General features: G+C 28.8%; 14 protein-coding genes. 6 read left to right on the top strand and 8 right to left on the bottom strand.

Annotated features, from left to right (window positions below; genetic code table 11):
• Window positions 1-67: 67 nt before the first annotated feature.
• From OIO11_RS03455 to OIO11_RS03440, 4 genes are all read right to left on the bottom strand, one after another.
• Window positions 68-1294 carry a sensor histidine kinase gene (locus OIO11_RS03455; protein WP_268069965.1) on the bottom strand — a complete coding sequence of 409 codons (1227 nt, stop codon included), beginning with the start codon at window positions 1292-1294 and terminating at the stop codon, window positions 68-70.
• On the bottom strand, window positions 1287-1970 hold the full coding sequence (locus tag OIO11_RS03450; RefSeq protein WP_268069964.1) for a response regulator transcription factor: 684 nt from the start codon (window positions 1968-1970) through the stop codon (window positions 1287-1289). The genes OIO11_RS03455 and OIO11_RS03450 overlap by 8 nt, the downstream gene beginning before the upstream one ends.
• 145 nt (window positions 1971-2115) lie before the next feature.
• The gene (locus OIO11_RS03445) at window positions 2116-2580 is read right to left on the bottom strand and encodes a DUF4342 domain-containing protein (protein WP_268069963.1); all 465 of its coding nucleotides are present in this window, start codon (window positions 2578-2580) and stop codon (window positions 2116-2118) included.
• A gap of 252 nt (window positions 2581-2832) precedes the next feature.
• On the bottom strand, window positions 2833-4320 hold the full coding sequence (locus OIO11_RS03440) for a LexA family protein (RefSeq protein WP_268069962.1): 1488 nt from the start codon (window positions 4318-4320) through the stop codon (window positions 2833-2835).
• 285 nt (window positions 4321-4605) lie between these two features.
• On the opposite strand from OIO11_RS03440, the gene OIO11_RS03435 reads away from it, so the two are divergent.
• The 3 genes from OIO11_RS03435 to OIO11_RS03425 all read left to right on the top strand — a co-directional run bounded on the left by OIO11_RS03435 (window position 4606) and on the right by OIO11_RS03425 (window position 7424).
• Window positions 4606-5043, top strand: a complete 438-nt coding sequence (locus OIO11_RS03435; protein ID WP_268069961.1) for a DMT family transporter — start codon at window positions 4606-4608, stop codon at window positions 5041-5043.
• A gap of 209 nt (window positions 5044-5252) precedes the next feature.
• On the top strand, window positions 5253-5585 hold the full coding sequence (locus OIO11_RS03430; protein ID WP_268069960.1) for a LapA family protein: 333 nt from the start codon (window positions 5253-5255) through the stop codon (window positions 5583-5585).
• Between the two features lie 63 nt (window positions 5586-5648).
• Window positions 5649-7424, top strand: coding sequence for a methyl-accepting chemotaxis protein (locus OIO11_RS03425; RefSeq protein ID WP_268069959.1), 1776 nt, complete (start codon window positions 5649-5651; stop codon window positions 7422-7424).
• 176 nt (window positions 7425-7600) lie between these two features.
• On the opposite strand, the gene OIO11_RS03420 is transcribed toward OIO11_RS03425, so the two are convergent.
• On the bottom strand, window positions 7601-9346 hold the full coding sequence (locus OIO11_RS03420; protein WP_268069958.1) for a sensor domain-containing diguanylate cyclase: 1746 nt from the start codon (window positions 9344-9346) through the stop codon (window positions 7601-7603).
• Window positions 9347-10006: 660 nt separating this feature from the next.
• Here OIO11_RS03420 and OIO11_RS03415 point away from each other — a divergent pair.
• Window positions 10007-11680 carry a PTS transporter subunit IIBC gene (locus tag OIO11_RS03415; RefSeq protein WP_268069957.1) on the top strand — a complete coding sequence of 558 codons (1674 nt, stop codon included), beginning with the start codon at window positions 10007-10009 and terminating at the stop codon, window positions 11678-11680.
• Between the two features lie 3 nt (window positions 11681-11683).
• The gene (locus tag OIO11_RS03410) at window positions 11684-12472 is read left to right on the top strand and encodes an endonuclease/exonuclease/phosphatase family protein (protein WP_268069956.1); all 789 of its coding nucleotides are present in this window, start codon (window positions 11684-11686) and stop codon (window positions 12470-12472) included.
• A gap of 27 nt (window positions 12473-12499) precedes the next feature.
• Here OIO11_RS03410 and OIO11_RS03405 read toward each other — a convergent pair whose 3' ends face one another.
• On the bottom strand, window positions 12500-13210 hold the full coding sequence (locus OIO11_RS03405; protein WP_268069955.1) for a lysophospholipid acyltransferase family protein: 711 nt from the start codon (window positions 13208-13210) through the stop codon (window positions 12500-12502).
• A gap of 38 nt (window positions 13211-13248) precedes the next feature.
• On the bottom strand, window positions 13249-14133 hold the full coding sequence (locus OIO11_RS03400; RefSeq protein WP_268069954.1) for a diacylglycerol/lipid kinase family protein: 885 nt from the start codon (window positions 14131-14133) through the stop codon (window positions 13249-13251).
• A gap of 576 nt (window positions 14134-14709) precedes the next feature.
• Between OIO11_RS03400 and OIO11_RS03395 the strand changes: the two genes are divergently transcribed.
• The gene (locus OIO11_RS03395) at window positions 14710-16401 is read left to right on the top strand and encodes a BCCT family transporter (protein ID WP_268069953.1); all 1692 of its coding nucleotides are present in this window, start codon (window positions 14710-14712) and stop codon (window positions 16399-16401) included.
• A 76-nt stretch (window positions 16402-16477) separates the two neighbouring features.
• Here the strand turns inward: OIO11_RS03395 and add are convergent, their stop codons facing one another.
• The gene (gene add, locus OIO11_RS03390) at window positions 16478-17473 is read right to left on the bottom strand and encodes an adenosine deaminase (RefSeq protein ID WP_268069952.1); all 996 of its coding nucleotides are present in this window, start codon (window positions 17471-17473) and stop codon (window positions 16478-16480) included.
• Between the last annotated feature and the right edge of the window lie 57 nt (window positions 17474-17530).

Below are 17530 nucleotides of genomic sequence, written 5' to 3'. Positions count from 1 at the left end.
GCTATTAAATATTTAATAGCCTATCACTTTTAATTAACTTTATTTGTATGATTTTGCAATTGATTAATCAACTACCTTTTAGCGCTAGAAAAATACTAATTTTTGTACCAACATCAACAGCACTCTTAACCTCTACTATCCCTTTATGCTGAGATATGATCCACTTTGCAATGGATAACCCAAGACCGGTTCCACCTTTGTCTTTAGATCGGGATTTATCTGAACGATAGAATCTATTAAAAATATAAGAAATATCTTCTTTTGGGATACCTATACCAGTATCTTCAATTATGAGCACAGCCTTATCCTTTGAAGAATACGCTCCTTCTATGGCTATACTTCCATTTTCAGGGGTAAATTTCATACTGTTATCTATAAATATTCTCAATGTCTGCTTTAATAGTTTACGGTCTGCAAAAATCAAGATTTTTTCATATGTTTTATTTACAATTTCATGCTTTGTATCAATTAATTTTGTCTCTTTAACAACCTCATCAATCAGCTCATCTAAATAAAATTGGGTTTTCTCTACTTTTTGAGTTTTCTTATCTGCTCTTGCCAAGAATAATAATTTTTCAACTAACTCCTTCATATTCTCGGATTCACTTTTTATTGCTTCTATAGATTCTTCCAAAACTTCTTTATCATTTTTTCCCCATCTGTCAAGTAAGTTAACATATCCTTGAATCACAGCAATAGGCGTTCTAAGCTCATGGGAAGCATCTGATACAAACTGATTTTGTCTTTCATAAGACTCTTGAACCCTGTCAAACATATCATTAAAGGTTTGTGCCAGCTCCTTCAACTCATCATGGGAACCTTTCACATTAAGACGAGTATCTAACTTTTGAATATTAATAGCCCTTACAGTTTCTGTCATATCATCTATAGGACTGATTATTTTTTTACTTACACTTGAACCTATTATCATAGTTATAAATATTATAATAATATTTATAACTACTAATATACCAAGGAGTATAAAAAAATATATTTCGCTATTGTTTTGAATATCCTGACGCATTTGTTCTATTAGAAAAAATTTAAATCCAAATAAAATTGCCATACTTACTAAAAAAAGAAGGAGTGACAGTATGACTGTATATACAAAAGTTATTTTAAAGGTTATAGAAAATCGTAAAAGTCTTTTAAAACGCTGAACTATACCTCCAACAATTAATTTTATAATTTTAAAAACTCCACGTATAATCGATATAATCTTCTTTGTTATAAGGAATATATAGTGAAAAATAGTTTTTATTGCTTTTGTTAATAAATTTATTTTTTTATTCATTTTTTACAAGGTACCCCACCCCTCGAATTGTGTAAATAAACTTTTCATTATATTTATTATCAATCTTAGTTCTTAAATATCGTATATATACATCTACCACATTGGTATCCCCTACATAATCAAAACCCCAAATCTTGTCTAATATTCGCTCTCTTGTTAAAGCTATATTTTGATTTTCCATAAGATATTTTAATAAATCAAATTCTGTTTTTGTCAAATCAATATTATCCCCATTAAAAGTTACCGTATACTTATTGGAATCTAAATTTAATCCTTTTATTGAAAGAACTTCAGATGATTTATCTTCTGATTTTTTTCTTTTTAATGCCACCCTGATTCTTGCCAAAAGTTCTTCAATAACAAAGGGCTTTGTAATATAGTCGTCTGCTCCTGTATCAAGTCCCATTACAATATCTGTAGTTTCATCCTTTGCAGTTAGCATAATAACAGGTATTTCTGAAACTTGACGTATTCTGCGGCAAACTTCCATCCCATTTAATCCTGGAAGCATTACATCCAGTAAAATTAAATCATATTCTCCATTTAAAGATTTTTCAAGCCCCGTTCTTCCATCATTAGCTTGCTCAACTATATAACCTTCATATTTCAATTCCAATTCAATAAAGCGAGCAATTTTCACTTCATCTTCCACTACAAGAATTTTCTCACCTTTCAATTTGACTCCCCCTAAAATAATCTTCTTTTTTAAATTATATCCTATTGAAATGTTTGTAAACAATATTAAATAAAAACAAAACTGACATATACCTTACCTTTTAAGGCCAGATATATGTCAATAATGTCTTATATTATAAACATTTTTATTTAGTATGTTTATCTTCTGCAGTTATGTCATCTACTATATTAGTCACCTTCTCTGACATTTTATTCAAAACCTTATTCACTGCACAATTGTCATTATTGTTTTTTTCTATTCTAATTTTATGTTTTGTAAACATTGCAAGTGCAAAAGCAGCTAGAGTAACTGGTGCAGCAAAAATCGTAAACAAAGCAGCTACATTAAGTGATACATTTAATACATTATCCTCTTGTTTTTTTATTACAACTCTTGTTTCATTTCCTTTTTTTATAAGATTCTTTACTGTACCACAAACCTTACCTTGACATTCATTTATTTTGTTTTCTTTAGCTTTCTTGTTCTTTTCAAGATATACCAAGGCTTCTACAATTTCACCATTGCACATTTCTAAAGCTTCTTTTGCCTCCTGATAATTTACATTTGCTCTCTTTCTCAATAAATCAATTTGTTCTAATGACACTGCCATATGAATCCCTCCAAATAATTTTTATTTTGTTATGCGATGTCTCGGTTCGCTTTATATTTATATTGTATTCTATGAAAATTAAAGTTTGCTGAACCAAAGATTAAAATTTGATTAGAAAATTATTGGATTTTTGAATTCTTTTTTGCTCTGGCATTTTTGTTTTTGATTAGCCTTATTTTGTTAAAAAAATTTTAACTTTGTTTTTAAATATATTTACAGATATAAAAATAAAGCTATTCTTTAAAAATAGCCTTAATTATGTTTTATTATTCCTACCGCTTTTCCAATTAAATATATTCCTTCTTCCTTTACTGGAATAGGTTCATATTTCTCATTTTCTGGCATAAGTAACACTTCTTCTTTTCCCATATGAAGTCTTTTTAATGTTGCACTTCCTTGTAAATTCACAGCTACTATATCATTATGATTGGCACTATATTGCTTTTGAATCACTACATAATCACCATCATGAATATTAGCATTTTTCATACTATCTCCTTTAACTTTAAGAATAAAGCAATCTTTTAATCCTTTTAACCAATACTGTGGAATATAAAAATTATCCTGCTGTTCAGGATCTATTAATATAGGCTCACCTGCTGCAATATTGCTGAATACAGGAACTTGTCTCAATTCTTCTTCCTTATATTCCACATCCCCATCACCATTATTTACAATTATCTCATTTAGATTACTGTAATCTTTCATCATGTCAAACTTTTTATTATGCCTTAAGTCAAAATACTCAAACTTTTGTATAGAATTGATCATAGCTGTTTTGTTGTCCTTTTTATCTGATACTTTATCAAATTTATAACTGCTTTTAAAATTAAATCTTTTTATCTTTATACCTAAATCTTTAACATATACTTTACCCTTTCTTACAAAAGCAGAATAAGGACTTTCTTCTCCATCCACATCTACAATAAATGTAATACCAGAATAAGGCTTCTCATTATATAGACTTTTGATAAATTCTATTTGTAATTTTGTATATTTTTCACCTTCATCAATAAATATATGAGCATATTTTGCATCCTTTTTTCTTTTAGCTTCTTGTAATGCAAATAACACCATGTCTTCATAATCTACAAAGTCCTGCTGTCTAAGTTTTTCATTGTAAGTTTTCATTAATACAAATACTGCTTCTCTGGCTGTACTGTTTTTTCTAAGCGCTGCTGGACCTTCTCCTTTTTTATATTTTCTGCATCCTCTTTTAGCAATCTGATAATCTTCAACTTTCTCATAGTTAAAGCTTTTAATCCACTTTATTTCTTCAATAAAGAATTTAATATACGCTTCTTTTAATATTTTAAGTTTTGGATATAAACTTTTAATTTCTAAAAGACATTGTTTTATAATATTTATTTTTATATCCTCATTTAAAATAAGCTGATAATTTAATTTATTATTTTTAATATATTTCTTAAAATATTCCTTTATAATATCATCTAATTTAGTTATATGTGGTTTATTTTCCAGATTTGAAAATAAAGTATAATAATCGTATTTTGTAGTCTTTTCAAGCTTGTTGTAAATATCATTTATGTATTTACAATGCTCTTTACTACATGATAACATCAAAATTTTATCATCTTGACAAAAAGAGTAATTGTTTTTTATATATAACGCTCTATATACTGCTGCCGTAGTTTTACCGCATCTCTTTAATCCTTTTATTACGCTGTATTCATTTGGTTTACTATTAATTAATTTTAGTTGCTCTTTATTTGCCTGCATATCTTCTCCCCACCATCAAAATCTATTTATCTTACATACAGGATTTATGAAAATTTTGCAAATTCAATCTCTTAATTCAATTATATCATAACAAAAGGCTATCTAAGCATATGAAAATAAAACCATATTTCATTGTAGTAAAATCTTATACCTATTTCATCTATTATATTTGACATTTGCACTTTTACAACTATATTATGAATATACACTTATTTACTGTATACAAAAGCAACTGAGAATAAAAATAAAGAAAAATAATATACATAAACTGGAGGTGTACCAGAAATGAATAAAATTTCATATATAATTTTAGCAGTATTTATAGGAATATTTTTGGCAGTACAACCACCTTTAAATGCTCATTTAGGTAAAGTAATTAATGCTAAAAATGCCGCTTTAAATAGTGTGCTAGTAAGTTCTACAACTATGCTTATTATTATATTACTGACAGGTAATATTAAAGAATATTCAAATATTACAAAAGTGCCACCTTACTATTGGATAGGTGGATTACTTGGAATTATTGTAGTATTCGGAAGTATTTTAGTGATTCCAACTTTAGGAACACTTACGTCATTTTCAATTTTTGTATCTGTACAACTTATAATAGGCGCATTTATTAATCATTTTGGATGGCTTGGAGTTACTCCTTCACCAATCACTCTGCATAAAATAATAGGAATAATATTTTTGATTTGTGGACTTAGACTCATAATGAAATAATACTATGTTTAAAACCAAAGTAGTATCTTCAATTTGATACTACTTTTAATTTTTATATTTTTATTCTTTTTTCAGTTTTTTATTTATATTTTGCATAAATTTAAATAAATTTTGACAATTTTCTTAAAATTTATTTATATATACTTAATGTTATTATATAATACTATTAAGTATTTTATCGTTAATTACCATTTATAAGGAGGGATTATATGAGAATTGGATTTATCTTATCATTATTTTTTGGAGCTCTAGTCACAATTTTTGCTGTGCAAAATGCTAAAACTGTTTCGATCAACTTTTTCTCTATTAGTGTTGAAATATCACAAGCACTTGTAATTTTCATATCAGCAATTTCTGGAGCATTAATTATAACCTTATTAGGACTTTATAGAGAACTTCGTATGAAGCTTAAGGTCAGACAACAAACTAAAATAATATCTGAATTACAAAATGAACTTTCACAATGTAAAGCTAAACTTGAATCTCCTAAGAAAATTACATCATCTGATTCATCTATTGAAAGTTTAGATAATAAAATTTAACTCTATAGTTCTTTTTGTATTTTATCGATATATATATTAAATAATAAATATGAGGTGAATCAAATGAAAAAAATAAGCACAAAAATAACACTTCTAGTAATTATTACTTGCATTATCGCTGGTTCTGGCATTGGAATTTTTAGTATTATCAATATGAAACAGCAAAATTCAAAAAATATTCAAGAACTTGAAACCACTTTGAAACATGACTATGATGAAAATATTAAAAATGAAGTATCAACTATGGTAAGTATCCTTCAAATTTATTATGACAAGTATCAAAATGGTGAAATGACCCTTGAACAGGCTAAAACTCTAGCTGCTGATGTACTTAGAAAAGTCAGATACGGAAAAGATGGCTATTTCTGGGTTGATACTAGTAAAGGTATCAACGTAGTTTTACTCGGAAAAGATTCAGAAGGTAAAAACAGGTATAATCTTCAAGATACAAAAGGTAAATATATGATTCAAGAACTAATTAACAATGGTATGAAAGAGGGCGGCGGATATACAGACTATTGGTTTCCTAAAAACGGTGAAACTGAACCTCTTCCTAAAAGAGCATATTCTCTTTACTTCAAACCTTTTGATTGGGTAGTTGGAACTGGAAACTATGTTGATGACATAAATAACATAATTCTTCAAGAAAAAACTGTTTTACAAAAGTATCTATATAATACTATACTTGCTATGATTATTTTCATAATAGTAGCTCTTGTACTTTCTATTATTTCGGCAATATATTTCAGCAAAAAAATAAGTAATCCTATTTTATTCATAACTAAACTTATAAATAAAACTTCTCAACTGGATTTAAAATATGATACTAACTTTGAGGTTATATCCAAATATAACGATGAAACAGGAATTATGGGAAAATCAGTTGTAAATTTAAGAGAAGAACTAAGAAATATAGTAGGGCATATAAAACAAACCTCAACTAATGTAAACAATAATTCTCAATCTCTTTCAACATCTATTAATGAAATAGTACAATCCATTGATGCCGTAACAAGAACTATAGAAGAACTAGCAAAAGGTGCCACAGAACAAGCTACCGATTCCCAAGAAGGAACAGAAAAACTTATAAACCTTGCAGATGAAATAAATACTGCTAATAATAACGCCAACTTGCTCAAAGTATCTTCAAATAACACTAAAATAGTTAATACTCAAGGAATTCAAGCTATGGAATTATTAGTTAATAAATTAGAAGAAAACAATGAAGCAGTTTCACAAATTGCAGAAAATATAAATATGCTTTCTGATAAATCTAGTTCTATTAATGAAATTGTAAATACTATTCAGTCAATAGCAGAGCAAACAAACCTCTTAGCATTAAATGCTGCTATAGAAGCAGCTAGAGCTGGAGAATCAGGTAAAGGTTTCTCAGTTGTTGCTGATGAAATACGAAAGCTTTCTGAACAAACTGCAAATTCTACTTATGAAATTAAAAATATGATTGAGCAAATTCAAAATGAAATAGAAACTACTAAACTTAACATGAATAAAGGACAAGCTACAATTGGTGAAGCTAATGCTTCAATGAGCGAAGCTGAAAAATCCTTTAAAACTATTGAAAAAGCTATTGAAGATATGATAAGCCAAACAAACAATCTTGTTCTTAATATTGATAAAGTAAATGAAGATAAAGATTTAGTATTAAGCTCTATCCAGGGAATATCTGCTATATCTCAAGAATCAGCAGCTTCTACTGAAGAGGTATCTGCATCCATGGAAGAACAATCAAGTGCAATGGAAATCGTAGCTGAAACTGCTGAAGAACTTGGCAATATTGTTAAACAACTAAATTTAGTAGTAGAGAAATTTAATATTTAATACTAAAAATATAAAACTAAGCTGAATATACATTCGGCTTAGTTTTATATTTTTATGATTTTATTATACTTTTCTTCTTTTACAAGTTTATTAATTGCTTGCCTTATAATAATTCTGTTAATATTAAATTTTCCTGTAAACTCTTTTTAGGAAGAAATAATTTGATAATCAACTTGCTACAGCATTTTTTCTATACGATTTCTACCATTGTGTTTTGCTAAATATAAAAGATTATCTACTGTTTCTATGCATTCCTGTTTAGTAAACTTTCTATTTTGATACACTCCTATACTAATAGTAACCTCTATATTTTCTCTAGACCAACTACTTTCTTGTACTTCTTTTCTAATTCTTTCTGCAATTTTTTCGGCATCTTTTATATTTGTATTAGGCAATATAATAAGGAATTCTTCCCCTCCATATCTTCCTGCAAAATCACTATTTCTAACATTCTCTTTGAATAATTTGCTCAAATTAACTAAAACCTCATCTCCAAAAGGATGTCCATATTTATCATTAAGATTTTTAAAATAATCTATATCTATCATCAATACCGAAAATATTTCCTCTGTTTTATTAAATCTATCTACTGCCGATATTAATACGTTCTCAATATAACTATGATTGTACAAATTTGTTAAGCTATCTCTAATAGATCTTTGATAATTTTTTTTATTCTCAATAACTAATTGTTCTAAGTTATGAAAATTATTAGAATAGCTTACTGCTAGTACATATGCTTCCAAAAGTGCAAATATAAACATTCCAATATGAAAAACATACATATTATTTATCATATTGTCATTTACCAAAATATCATTGACACCTGTAATTAGTAAGATAACAAAGGATAGCAATGACATTTGAGCCTTATTATTACCTTTTGAAGCTTTTTTAATCAAGAAAAATAATAAATATATTAAAATAAAAACTAAAATAACTTGACTTTTAATTCCTAAATCATCGTAAATTCGACTGCTTGTAAAAAGACAAATTACTGTGAATATAGTTCCAAACGCAATAGTGACTTTCACAATTTTATCCGATAAATCCTCAAATTGCTCCTTTAAAAATAATATATAAACTACAGTCCATAAATAATAGGTAATTGCTGCTATTTTACTTAATACTTCATAGGGCATATCAGGATAGATTCTCACCAAAATTCTTTCATTCAATATAAAAATTCTCAGTTGAATCAGTAAACATAAAATTGAAAAATAAAAGCAACTTCTTTCTTTTCTTCTTAATAGATACAGAACCAAATAATGTAACCCCATAATTAATAAGCTTCCTATAACTAATACATCCATTATTGTATTTTTGAAACAAATATTCATAATTTGCTTTTTTGTTCCAAAATACATTTCTCTAATTATGGGTTCTATATCTCTATAGGTAGAAGTTTGTATAACTATGTCCACAATGCCATTTACAGGTGTAAAGTAAGCATAAACTGGAAGGTAAATTGCTTTTTCTTCTTTTTTATTTTTTCCTACCTTACCATGTGAACCTTGAAGAACTCCATTTACCCAAACTTTTGAAGCTGTCAGCATACTATCAATTCTAAGCCCATAAACATTCTTATTATCAGGAAGTGATATTTTTAGTCTAAGTGTCATATACCCTTGAGATTTTCCATCTAATTGTTCTATTAACTCTCCAGGTATATTAAAGTACTGTTTAGTTTTTTTATATTTAATATCTTCTAATTGCAATAATTCATTAAAATATAATTCCCACTGACCGTTCAAACATACAATACCATTATTTTGAAAATCCCATTGTGTAAGATTAATTTCCCCTTTTTCTGCTTTAGGAAAATTTAAAGTAGTTTCATTTAAAAAAATATCTGAACATAGTAAAAGCATAGAAAATAAAATTATGACTATAACACATATGTTTTTCACTTTATATTCCATAAACCTTCTCCCCTGCTTCTTTATAATAAAATTATTAAATATATAAGTTACAATAAATGCTATTCATTGTATTAAAGCTTCGTCCAAGTTTTTTTCATAAATTGATTATTAATAATTGCAATATATTATCAATAAAATGATTATTAGTACTTTTATGAATATGTATTAACCAATTTGCTATTACTGTATACTTTTAGTATACTAAAAAATATATGTGTAAAGTAGATAAAAATAACTTTTTTATTTATTAATCCTTATGTAATACAACTATATGGAAATTTTTGAAAAAATATTAATTTATAAATTTTATTGACATATGCCTTCTAATATTTTATACTAACTATATCAATATTCATTTTGGGTGGTAAAAATAATACACAATTAGTGTTGTAAAATCAATAGTTTCACTAAGAAGCTGATTAAAAAATCAGTGTACTTTTTTAGCCTATGCGCAAACGTTTGCCTTATAGTAAGTATTTATTACCTTAAGGTCATTTTACAAATATTACATTTTAGTAAGCTGATATTGTAATCAGCTTACTAAAATGTAATTCATGCAAACGTTTGCTCTTTAACACTGATACTGTTATTAATAATTATAATATCCACTGTTTTAAAAATTTAATACTACTCATATAAAAAGAATAAGGGGGTAAAATCTTGAAAAATTCAAAACTTGTTTCATTTGACTTTTGGCAAAAATTTGGTAAAGCATTGTTAGTTGTTGTTGCAGTTATGCCAGCTGCTGGATTAATGATTTCTCTTGGTAAACTAATTGGAATGTCCGCTCATGATGTGGCTGCTCTTCAAATCTTGGCTCATGTTGTGGAAGATATAGGATGGGCAATTATTTGTAACCTAAATGTACTTTTCGCTGTAGCTATTGGAGGTTCTTGGGCTAAAGAACGTGCTGGTGGAGCATTTGCAGCACTTATTGCATTCATTTTGACCAACCGTATTACAGGAGCTATATTTGGTGTAAGTGGCGCTATGCTTGCAGACCCAAATGCAACAATACACTCTTTTACAGGTGGAAATCTTTTAGTTAAAGATTATTTTACATCCGTTCTTGGAGCTCCAGCATTAAATATGGGAGTGTTCGTTGGTATTATATCAGGTTTTCTTGGAGCATCTTTATATAATAAATATTATAACTATTCCAAATTACCAGATGCTCTTTCATTCTTTAATGGAAAACGATTTGTACCATTTGTTGTTATATTAGGTTCAGCAGTTTCTGCAATTGTTCTTTCAATCCTTTGGCCTTTTGCTCAAACAGCTATAAATAGCTTTGGTAAATGGATTGCAACATCAAAGGATAGTGCTCCATTTGTTTCAACCTTTATATATGGTTCACTTGAACGTTTATTGTTACCATTTGGTCTTCATCATATGATTACAATTCCTATGAACTATACAGAACTTGGTGGAGTATATCACATTTTAACAGGTGATAAAATAGGTCAAATCGTATCTGGACAAGACCCTCTTTGGCTTGCATGGATTACAGACCTAAACAACTTAAAATCACTTGGAGATATGAATACATACAATCAACTACTTACGTCCGTACATCCTGCACGTTTCAAAGTAGGACAAATTATTACATCATCTGCATCATTAATCGGTGCAGCAGCTGCAATGTATCTAAATGTTGATAAAGAAAAACGTTCAAAATATAAATCTATGTACTTGTCAGCTGCACTTGCTGTATTCTTGACAGGAGTTACAGAACCTCTTGAATTTATGTTTATGTTTACTTCACCAATTTTATATATTGTTTACGCTGTTTTAACTGGTCTTGGATTTGCAGTTGCAGACCTAATAAACCTTCGTATTCATGCTTTTGGTATAATCGAGCTTTTAACTCGTACTCCGATGATTATAAATGCCGGACTTTTAAAAGACCTTGTAAACTTTATAGTTGTTGCAGTAGTTTGGTTTGGATTAAACTTCTTTACATTTAAGTTTCTTATTAAAAAGTTTAATATTCCAACCCCTGGACGTGCAGGAAATGATATTGAGATGACTGAATCATCTGCTTCACAACAGCCAGTACAAGCACAAAAAGAAGTTGCTGCCAGCAAAACTGAATACAGTATGGCTGAAAAAGTAATTGGCTTACTTGGTGGAAGAAGTAATATTGTAGATATAGATGCCTGCATGACACGTCTTCGTGTAACAGTTAATGATATAAATAATGTTGCACCACAAAATAAGTGGAAAGCAAATGGCGCTTTAGGTCTTATTGTTAAAGACAAAGGGGTTCAAGCAGTATATGGTCCAAAAGCGGATATATTAAAATCTGAAATTCAAGATATTTTAGGAGTGTAATTTATGAAGCTTTTAACATTAAACTGTCACTCTTGGCAGGAAGAAAATCAACTTGAGAAAATTAGAATTATTGCAGAGGTAATTAAAGAAAAATCCTATGATGTGATTGCCCTTCAAGAAGTAAGTCAGTTGATAGATGAAAGTTTAGTAAATGATAAAATTAAGGCAAATAATTTTGCCTTAATTTTATTAAATGAACTAAATGAATTAGGCATCAGCGACTATAAAATGGTATGGGATTTTTCACATATAGGATATGATATATATGAAGAAGGCATTGCCATTTTAACAAAACACAATATTGTAAATAACCATTCTTTCTTCATATCCCAAAGCAAAGATATAAACTACTGGAAAACTCGCAAAATCGTTGGAGCATCTATTGATATAGATGGTCAATTAATGGACTTTTATTCATGCCACTTAGGATGGTGGGATGATACTGAAGAACCTTTTAAATATCAAGTGGATTGTCTTTTTAAAAACATTCTATTTGACAAACCAACCTTTTTCATGGGAGACTTTAACAATAATGCCTTCATTAAAAATGCAGGATATGACTATTTGATAAATAAAGGACTTTATGACACCTTTTATCTTGCAAAACAAAAGGATAACGGTATTACTGTAAAAGGTAAAATTGATGGTTGGGATCTAAATAAAAATGATATGCGTCTTGATTTAATTTTAACAAATCAAAAAATGAATATTGATTCATCCTATGTTATTTTTAATGGTAAAAATAACGAAGTGGTTTCCGATCACTATGGTGTAGAAATTGAAATAAAATAATAAAAATGCATTGCCAGAGTAGTTAACTTACCCTAGCAATGCATTTTCAATTATATCATGAGTAATTTTTGACAAGTTCTTTTTTTCTGACTCAGATAGTGTTTCCAAATATATCGGTTTGTGAACTATCATTTTCACACTATGCCCTTGCACTTTATTACCTACTTCTAAAACTTTATACGTACCATCAATAGTAACAGGAACTATAGGTACGTTTGCTTTAAGAGCCAGTTTCATACTTCCCCTTTTAAATTCTGCCATTTCTGATTTTAAACTTCTTGTTCCCTCTGGAAATATAATCATAGAATATCCATTTTTCAGGTTTTCTACCCCTTCATTGATAGCTTTTACACCTTCTCTAATATTTTTTCTATCGATATATATAGTATGCATTGCACTTAACCAACTTCGAACCAGTGGAATCTTTTTTATCTCTTTTTTTGCGATAAACCCTGTAAGTCTGTTTATATTTGAAGTTAAAAGAAAACCATCAAAAATTGCCTGATGATTACATATGAAAACACAAGGCTCATCCGGAATATTTTCCAATCCTAATACATTAGTTTTTGTTTTAGATTTTTTTAAAACATGATCCGATATCTTTTTAACCTTTTCATGTACATATTCATCAGCCAGTTTAATTGATTTCTTTCTTAAGAAAAATAATTTTATTTCTCCTGTTATGCTGTTTAATAAAAGATACATTGCAAAATAAATATACCATAACAATTTAATCATTTTTTAATTCTCCTTTTGTCCTTAATATTCTGTCTTTACTATGTTTGTGGAATAATAACGTTTATACCTTTAGGAATTATATTACACTGTATTTGCTGAGATTTTATTATTTCTCCATCAATATTTACAGCAATTTCTTCTTCTGCCGCTAAAGTTATTTTCCTACCTTTATGAAAAGAAACCTCTTTAATCTCCTCATGTTTTCCTTTAATAAGCTTTGGAAATAATGTTAACATTCTAATTCTGCTTAATTTATCAATAATACATAAATCAAGAATACCATCCTGCAAATCTGCATATGGAGCTACTTTCATACCACCACCATAATATTTTCCATTTGCCAGTGTTAATAAAGTTATAGTTGATTCTATTTCTTTGTCATCTATTTTTAATTGAATATACCTGCATTTGTATTTGAATATTGTAATAAAGACGCTTAATATATATGCCAATCCTCCTGAAATAAACGGAAGGCGTTTTAATTTTCTAGCATTATATGTTACTTCTGCATCTATGCCTATTGAAGAAATATTTATAAAACATCTATTATTAATCTCTACCAAATCTATTTCCTTCGTTTCTCCAAGTATAGTATTTTTTAATATATTCTCAAACACTGTTTTTTCATATATACTTCTAACAAAATCATTTCCACTGCCATTAGGTATAACGCCAAGGCAACTCCCACTATTTACCATGCCATTTAAAACTTCATTTAGAGTTCCATCTCCTCCAACTGCGTAAACTCTATAACTTTCTTTCTTTACATAATTTCTAACTAATTCAGTAGCATGTCCTGGCCTTTCAGTTATCTCAATAATGAACTCCTCTTTTATTTCTTTAAATATTTTCTTGATTTTAGGTATAATTTCCAACGTTTTTCCTTTTCCAGCCTTTGGATTGATAATAAATAAGTGTTTCATACTTTTACCTCATTCTTTAGTTATTCATTTTTCCATTATATCAAAAATCCTATTAATTATACATCTAATAACGCCTAGTTTCCATTATGTAATCTACTTTTTTAATTAAGAATGTGAATTTTATATTTTTCAATTGACTTTTTAAATTTTCCATGTTACAATCGTTGAGGAGTTTGTTATTCTATTTTACATTGTTTTTTCTTTAAATAAATTCTTATTTTCTTTTTAATTTTAATTAATTATCTTATTTTTCAAAAGAAATTATATAGACTATTTTATTTTTAATATATATATATATATATGAAGTAGGCTTTAGTAGTAGCTCGGCTTGTGAGCTTAAATATGTATTTTTACAGATTTAAGTAAACTGGCTATTATATAGTGAGACTATTGTTGAAAAATATTTTTTTATAGAACTGTGGTCTGTTTAGGTCCAAGAGGGTCTAAACTATACTATGTTTTGTGGTATAAAGCGAGTCATTTTTTTGGCGAAACTTAGGCACTCTAATTCTATGTTTAAACATAGAATTAGAGTGCTTTTTGTTATATAAAATAAATAGAAAGAGAGGTTTTTATATGGATAACGATATTAGTAAACAATTAGAAGAAAAATTATATAGCAGAAATTTTACTAAATTTGGCTTAGATATGAATCCAGTTGTATCTATTGTTGCTGGACTAATCATATTGGCTTTTTCAGGGTATGCACTTCATGATTTAGAAAATGCAAATAGAGTTTTTGAGAGCGTTAAAAACGCAATTATTTCTAAAGGTGATTGGCTTTTTATATTGTCTAGCAACTTTTTTATTTTAGTTTGCTTGTTACTGGCATTTTCAAAATTAGGTGATGTAAGAATTGGAGGACTTAATGCTAAACCTGATTTTTCAAATTTTTCATGGTATTCAATGTTGATATCTGCTGGCATGGGAATTGGATTAATGTTCTGGTCAGTAGGAGAACCTTTGTATCATTCTGTGAACAAGCCTCCAATTTTCCTGAGTTCAAACACAGCTACATCAGCTATGGCAACTACTTTTTTTCATTGGGGACTGCACCCTTGGGGAATCTATGCATTGATATCTTTAGCTCTAGCATTTTTCGCTTACAATAAAAACTTACCACTTTCTTTAAGATCAGTGTTTTACCCACTATTAAAAGACAAAATTTTTGGAGTTATAGGCGATATCATAGATGTACTTGCTGTTGTGTCATGTTTATTCGGATTAGCTACTTCATTAGGTCTTGGAGTACAGCAAATTAACAGCGGTTTAAACTTTTTATTAGGTATAAATTTTGATGTTAAAGTACAGGTTGTATTAATTGCTGTTATTACTTTGATGGCAACTTGGTCTGTTGTTTCCGGACTAGATAAAGGAGTTAAGATACTCTCTGAATTAAATATAAAAATTGCTTTTGTATTTATGTTTGCTATCTTTATTCTTGGCCCAACATCATATATATTTAAAACATTTTCTAATTCATTAGGGCTTTACTTAAATAATTTTATTAAATCTTCCTTTTTCATATCAATCAAAGATACTTCTTGGCAAGGCAGTTGGTCTGTATTTTATCTTGCATGGTGGATATCTTGGTCTCCATTTGTTGGAATGTTCATTGCAAGAGTATCTAAAGGAAGAACAATTAGAGAGTTCGTATTGGCAGTATTAATTGTTCCTTCTATTTTATCTTTTATATGGTTATCAGTATTTGGTGGCAGTGCTATATATATAAATAATGCACTTGGTGGAAAATTATTTGAAGTAGTACAAAACAATCTTCCAGTAGCCTTATTTGAAATGATAAACCACTTAAATATACCTATATTGTCGGGTATTATAAAAGTTATCTTATCAACTTTAGGTACAATATTAGTTGTTTCATTCTTTGTTACATCAAGTGACTCTGGTTCCCTAGTTGTAGATAATCTTACCTCTGGTGGAAAACTAGATTCTCCAATACCTCAAAGAGTATTTTGGGCTTTAATGGAAGGATTTGTAGCTGCAGTATTGCTGTTAATTGGTGGCGAAAAAGCACTTTTAGCATTACAAACGGCTGTAATCACTGCAGGACTCCCATTTGCAATTATACTTGTAGTTATGTCTATATTACTTATAGACAGCATAAAACACTCTTATACAAAACAGAAAAAACTTAAAGATATAAAACGATATAAAAAAGTTGTAGAATATACTTCCAAACCGGCTGCTGAACATGCTTCTGAACCGGTTATAGAATACCCTTCACAAGCTCCTGAAACATCTGTTTAAAATAATTTTATATAGAGAAAAATAGCCAATAGAACTTTCAATTTTTCTATTGGCTATTTTTCTTTAAATAACTTTACTACTGAAAATATTTTCTTAATTTTTCCTTTGTTTCCTCATCAGCAAAAGATGCCTCTACACTGTTATAGTAAATCTGTTTATAGTCTTCATAGGTAATATCAAACTCTTCAGATACTATACTGCATTCATTGCTCATAGTTGTATCTGATACCGTTCTATTGTCCGTATTAATTGTTACTTTGATTCCAGCCCTATGAAAATCATAAATTGGATGTTCTCTTAAACTGCCTACTGCTTTAGTTTGAACATTACTTTTAGGGCACATTTCCAGAGCAATTCCTTTATTCTTTACAACCTTATATGCTTCATCACAGTTCTTGATATATACTCCATGCCCTATTCTCTCAGCACCTAGAAGTTCAACTGCTTCAAGAACATTTTTACCTATTCCAGTTTCACCAGCATGAATAGTTACTCTATATCCATATTTTCTTGCCAATGCAATAGGTTCTATAAATCTTGCACAAAACCCTTCATCTTCACTTGAAGCTAAATCTACTGCTACAACTCCTTTTCCAAGGAATTTTTTCCCCTTTTCAACCACATCAAAAGCAGTTTCAGCAGGCATATTTCTTAAACATGAAAGTATTAGATTTCCTTTGATATCAAAGTTCTCTTCTGCTTCTTTAATTCCTTTTAACACACTTTCAATTACTTCTTCAATGCTTAATCCTTTTTCAATGTGAAGCAGCGGAGCAAATCTCACTTCAATGTATTTTACATTTTCCTCTGCCGCATCCTCAAGAAGTTCATAAGCTATTCTTCTAAGACTCTCCTTTGACTGCATTACCGATAATGGCATAATAAATCTTTCCAGATATTCATCTAATGATTTACATTCCTCTGGTGCAATTAACATATTTTTTATTTGTTCAATATCATAAGTTGGAATACTGATGTTTTCATTTACTGCTATATCAATGATTGTTTCAGGTCTGACGCTGCCATCTAAATGGCAGTGTAATTCGATTTTAGGTAAAGTTGATAAATTCATGATAATAACCTCCTCTTTACACACTATTTTATATTCTATTTAAATAAAAAAATCCTG

The organism is Clostridium sp. ZS2-4, from assembly GCF_026719745.1.
GTDB lineage: Bacteria > Bacillota > Clostridia > Clostridiales > Clostridiaceae > Clostridium_H.
The sequence above is the reverse complement of the archived record's forward strand: the minus strand, read 5'-3'. Positions and strand labels throughout refer to the sequence as shown.

Coding starts and splice junctions, on each gene's coding strand:
- OIO11_RS03440 (WP_268069962.1), bottom strand. CDS start 4,320: ATGCAGGCAAATAAAGAGCAACTAAAATTAATTAATAGTAAACCAAAT.
- OIO11_RS03455 (WP_268069965.1), bottom strand. CDS start 1,294: ATGAATAAAAAAATAAATTTATTAACAAAAGCAATAAAAACTATTTTT.
- OIO11_RS03410 (WP_268069956.1), top strand. CDS start 11,684: ATGAAGCTTTTAACATTAAACTGTCACTCTTGGCAGGAAGAAAATCAA.
- OIO11_RS03425 (WP_268069959.1), top strand. CDS start 5,649: ATGAAAAAAATAAGCACAAAAATAACACTTCTAGTAATTATTACTTGC.
- OIO11_RS03430 (WP_268069960.1), top strand. CDS start 5,253: ATGAGAATTGGATTTATCTTATCATTATTTTTTGGAGCTCTAGTCACA.
- add (WP_268069952.1), bottom strand. CDS start 17,473: ATGAATTTATCAACTTTACCTAAAATCGAATTACACTGCCATTTAGAT.
- OIO11_RS03445 (WP_268069963.1), bottom strand. CDS start 2,580: ATGGCAGTGTCATTAGAACAAATTGATTTATTGAGAAAGAGAGCAAAT.
- OIO11_RS03400 (WP_268069954.1), bottom strand. CDS start 14,133: ATGAAACACTTATTTATTATCAATCCAAAGGCTGGAAAAGGAAAAACG.
- OIO11_RS03435 (WP_268069961.1), top strand. CDS start 4,606: ATGAATAAAATTTCATATATAATTTTAGCAGTATTTATAGGAATATTT.
- OIO11_RS03420 (WP_268069958.1), bottom strand. CDS start 9,346: ATGGAATATAAAGTGAAAAACATATGTGTTATAGTCATAATTTTATTT.
- OIO11_RS03395 (WP_268069953.1), top strand. CDS start 14,710: ATGGATAACGATATTAGTAAACAATTAGAAGAAAAATTATATAGCAGA.
- OIO11_RS03405 (WP_268069955.1), bottom strand. CDS start 13,210: ATGATTAAATTGTTATGGTATATTTATTTTGCAATGTATCTTTTATTA.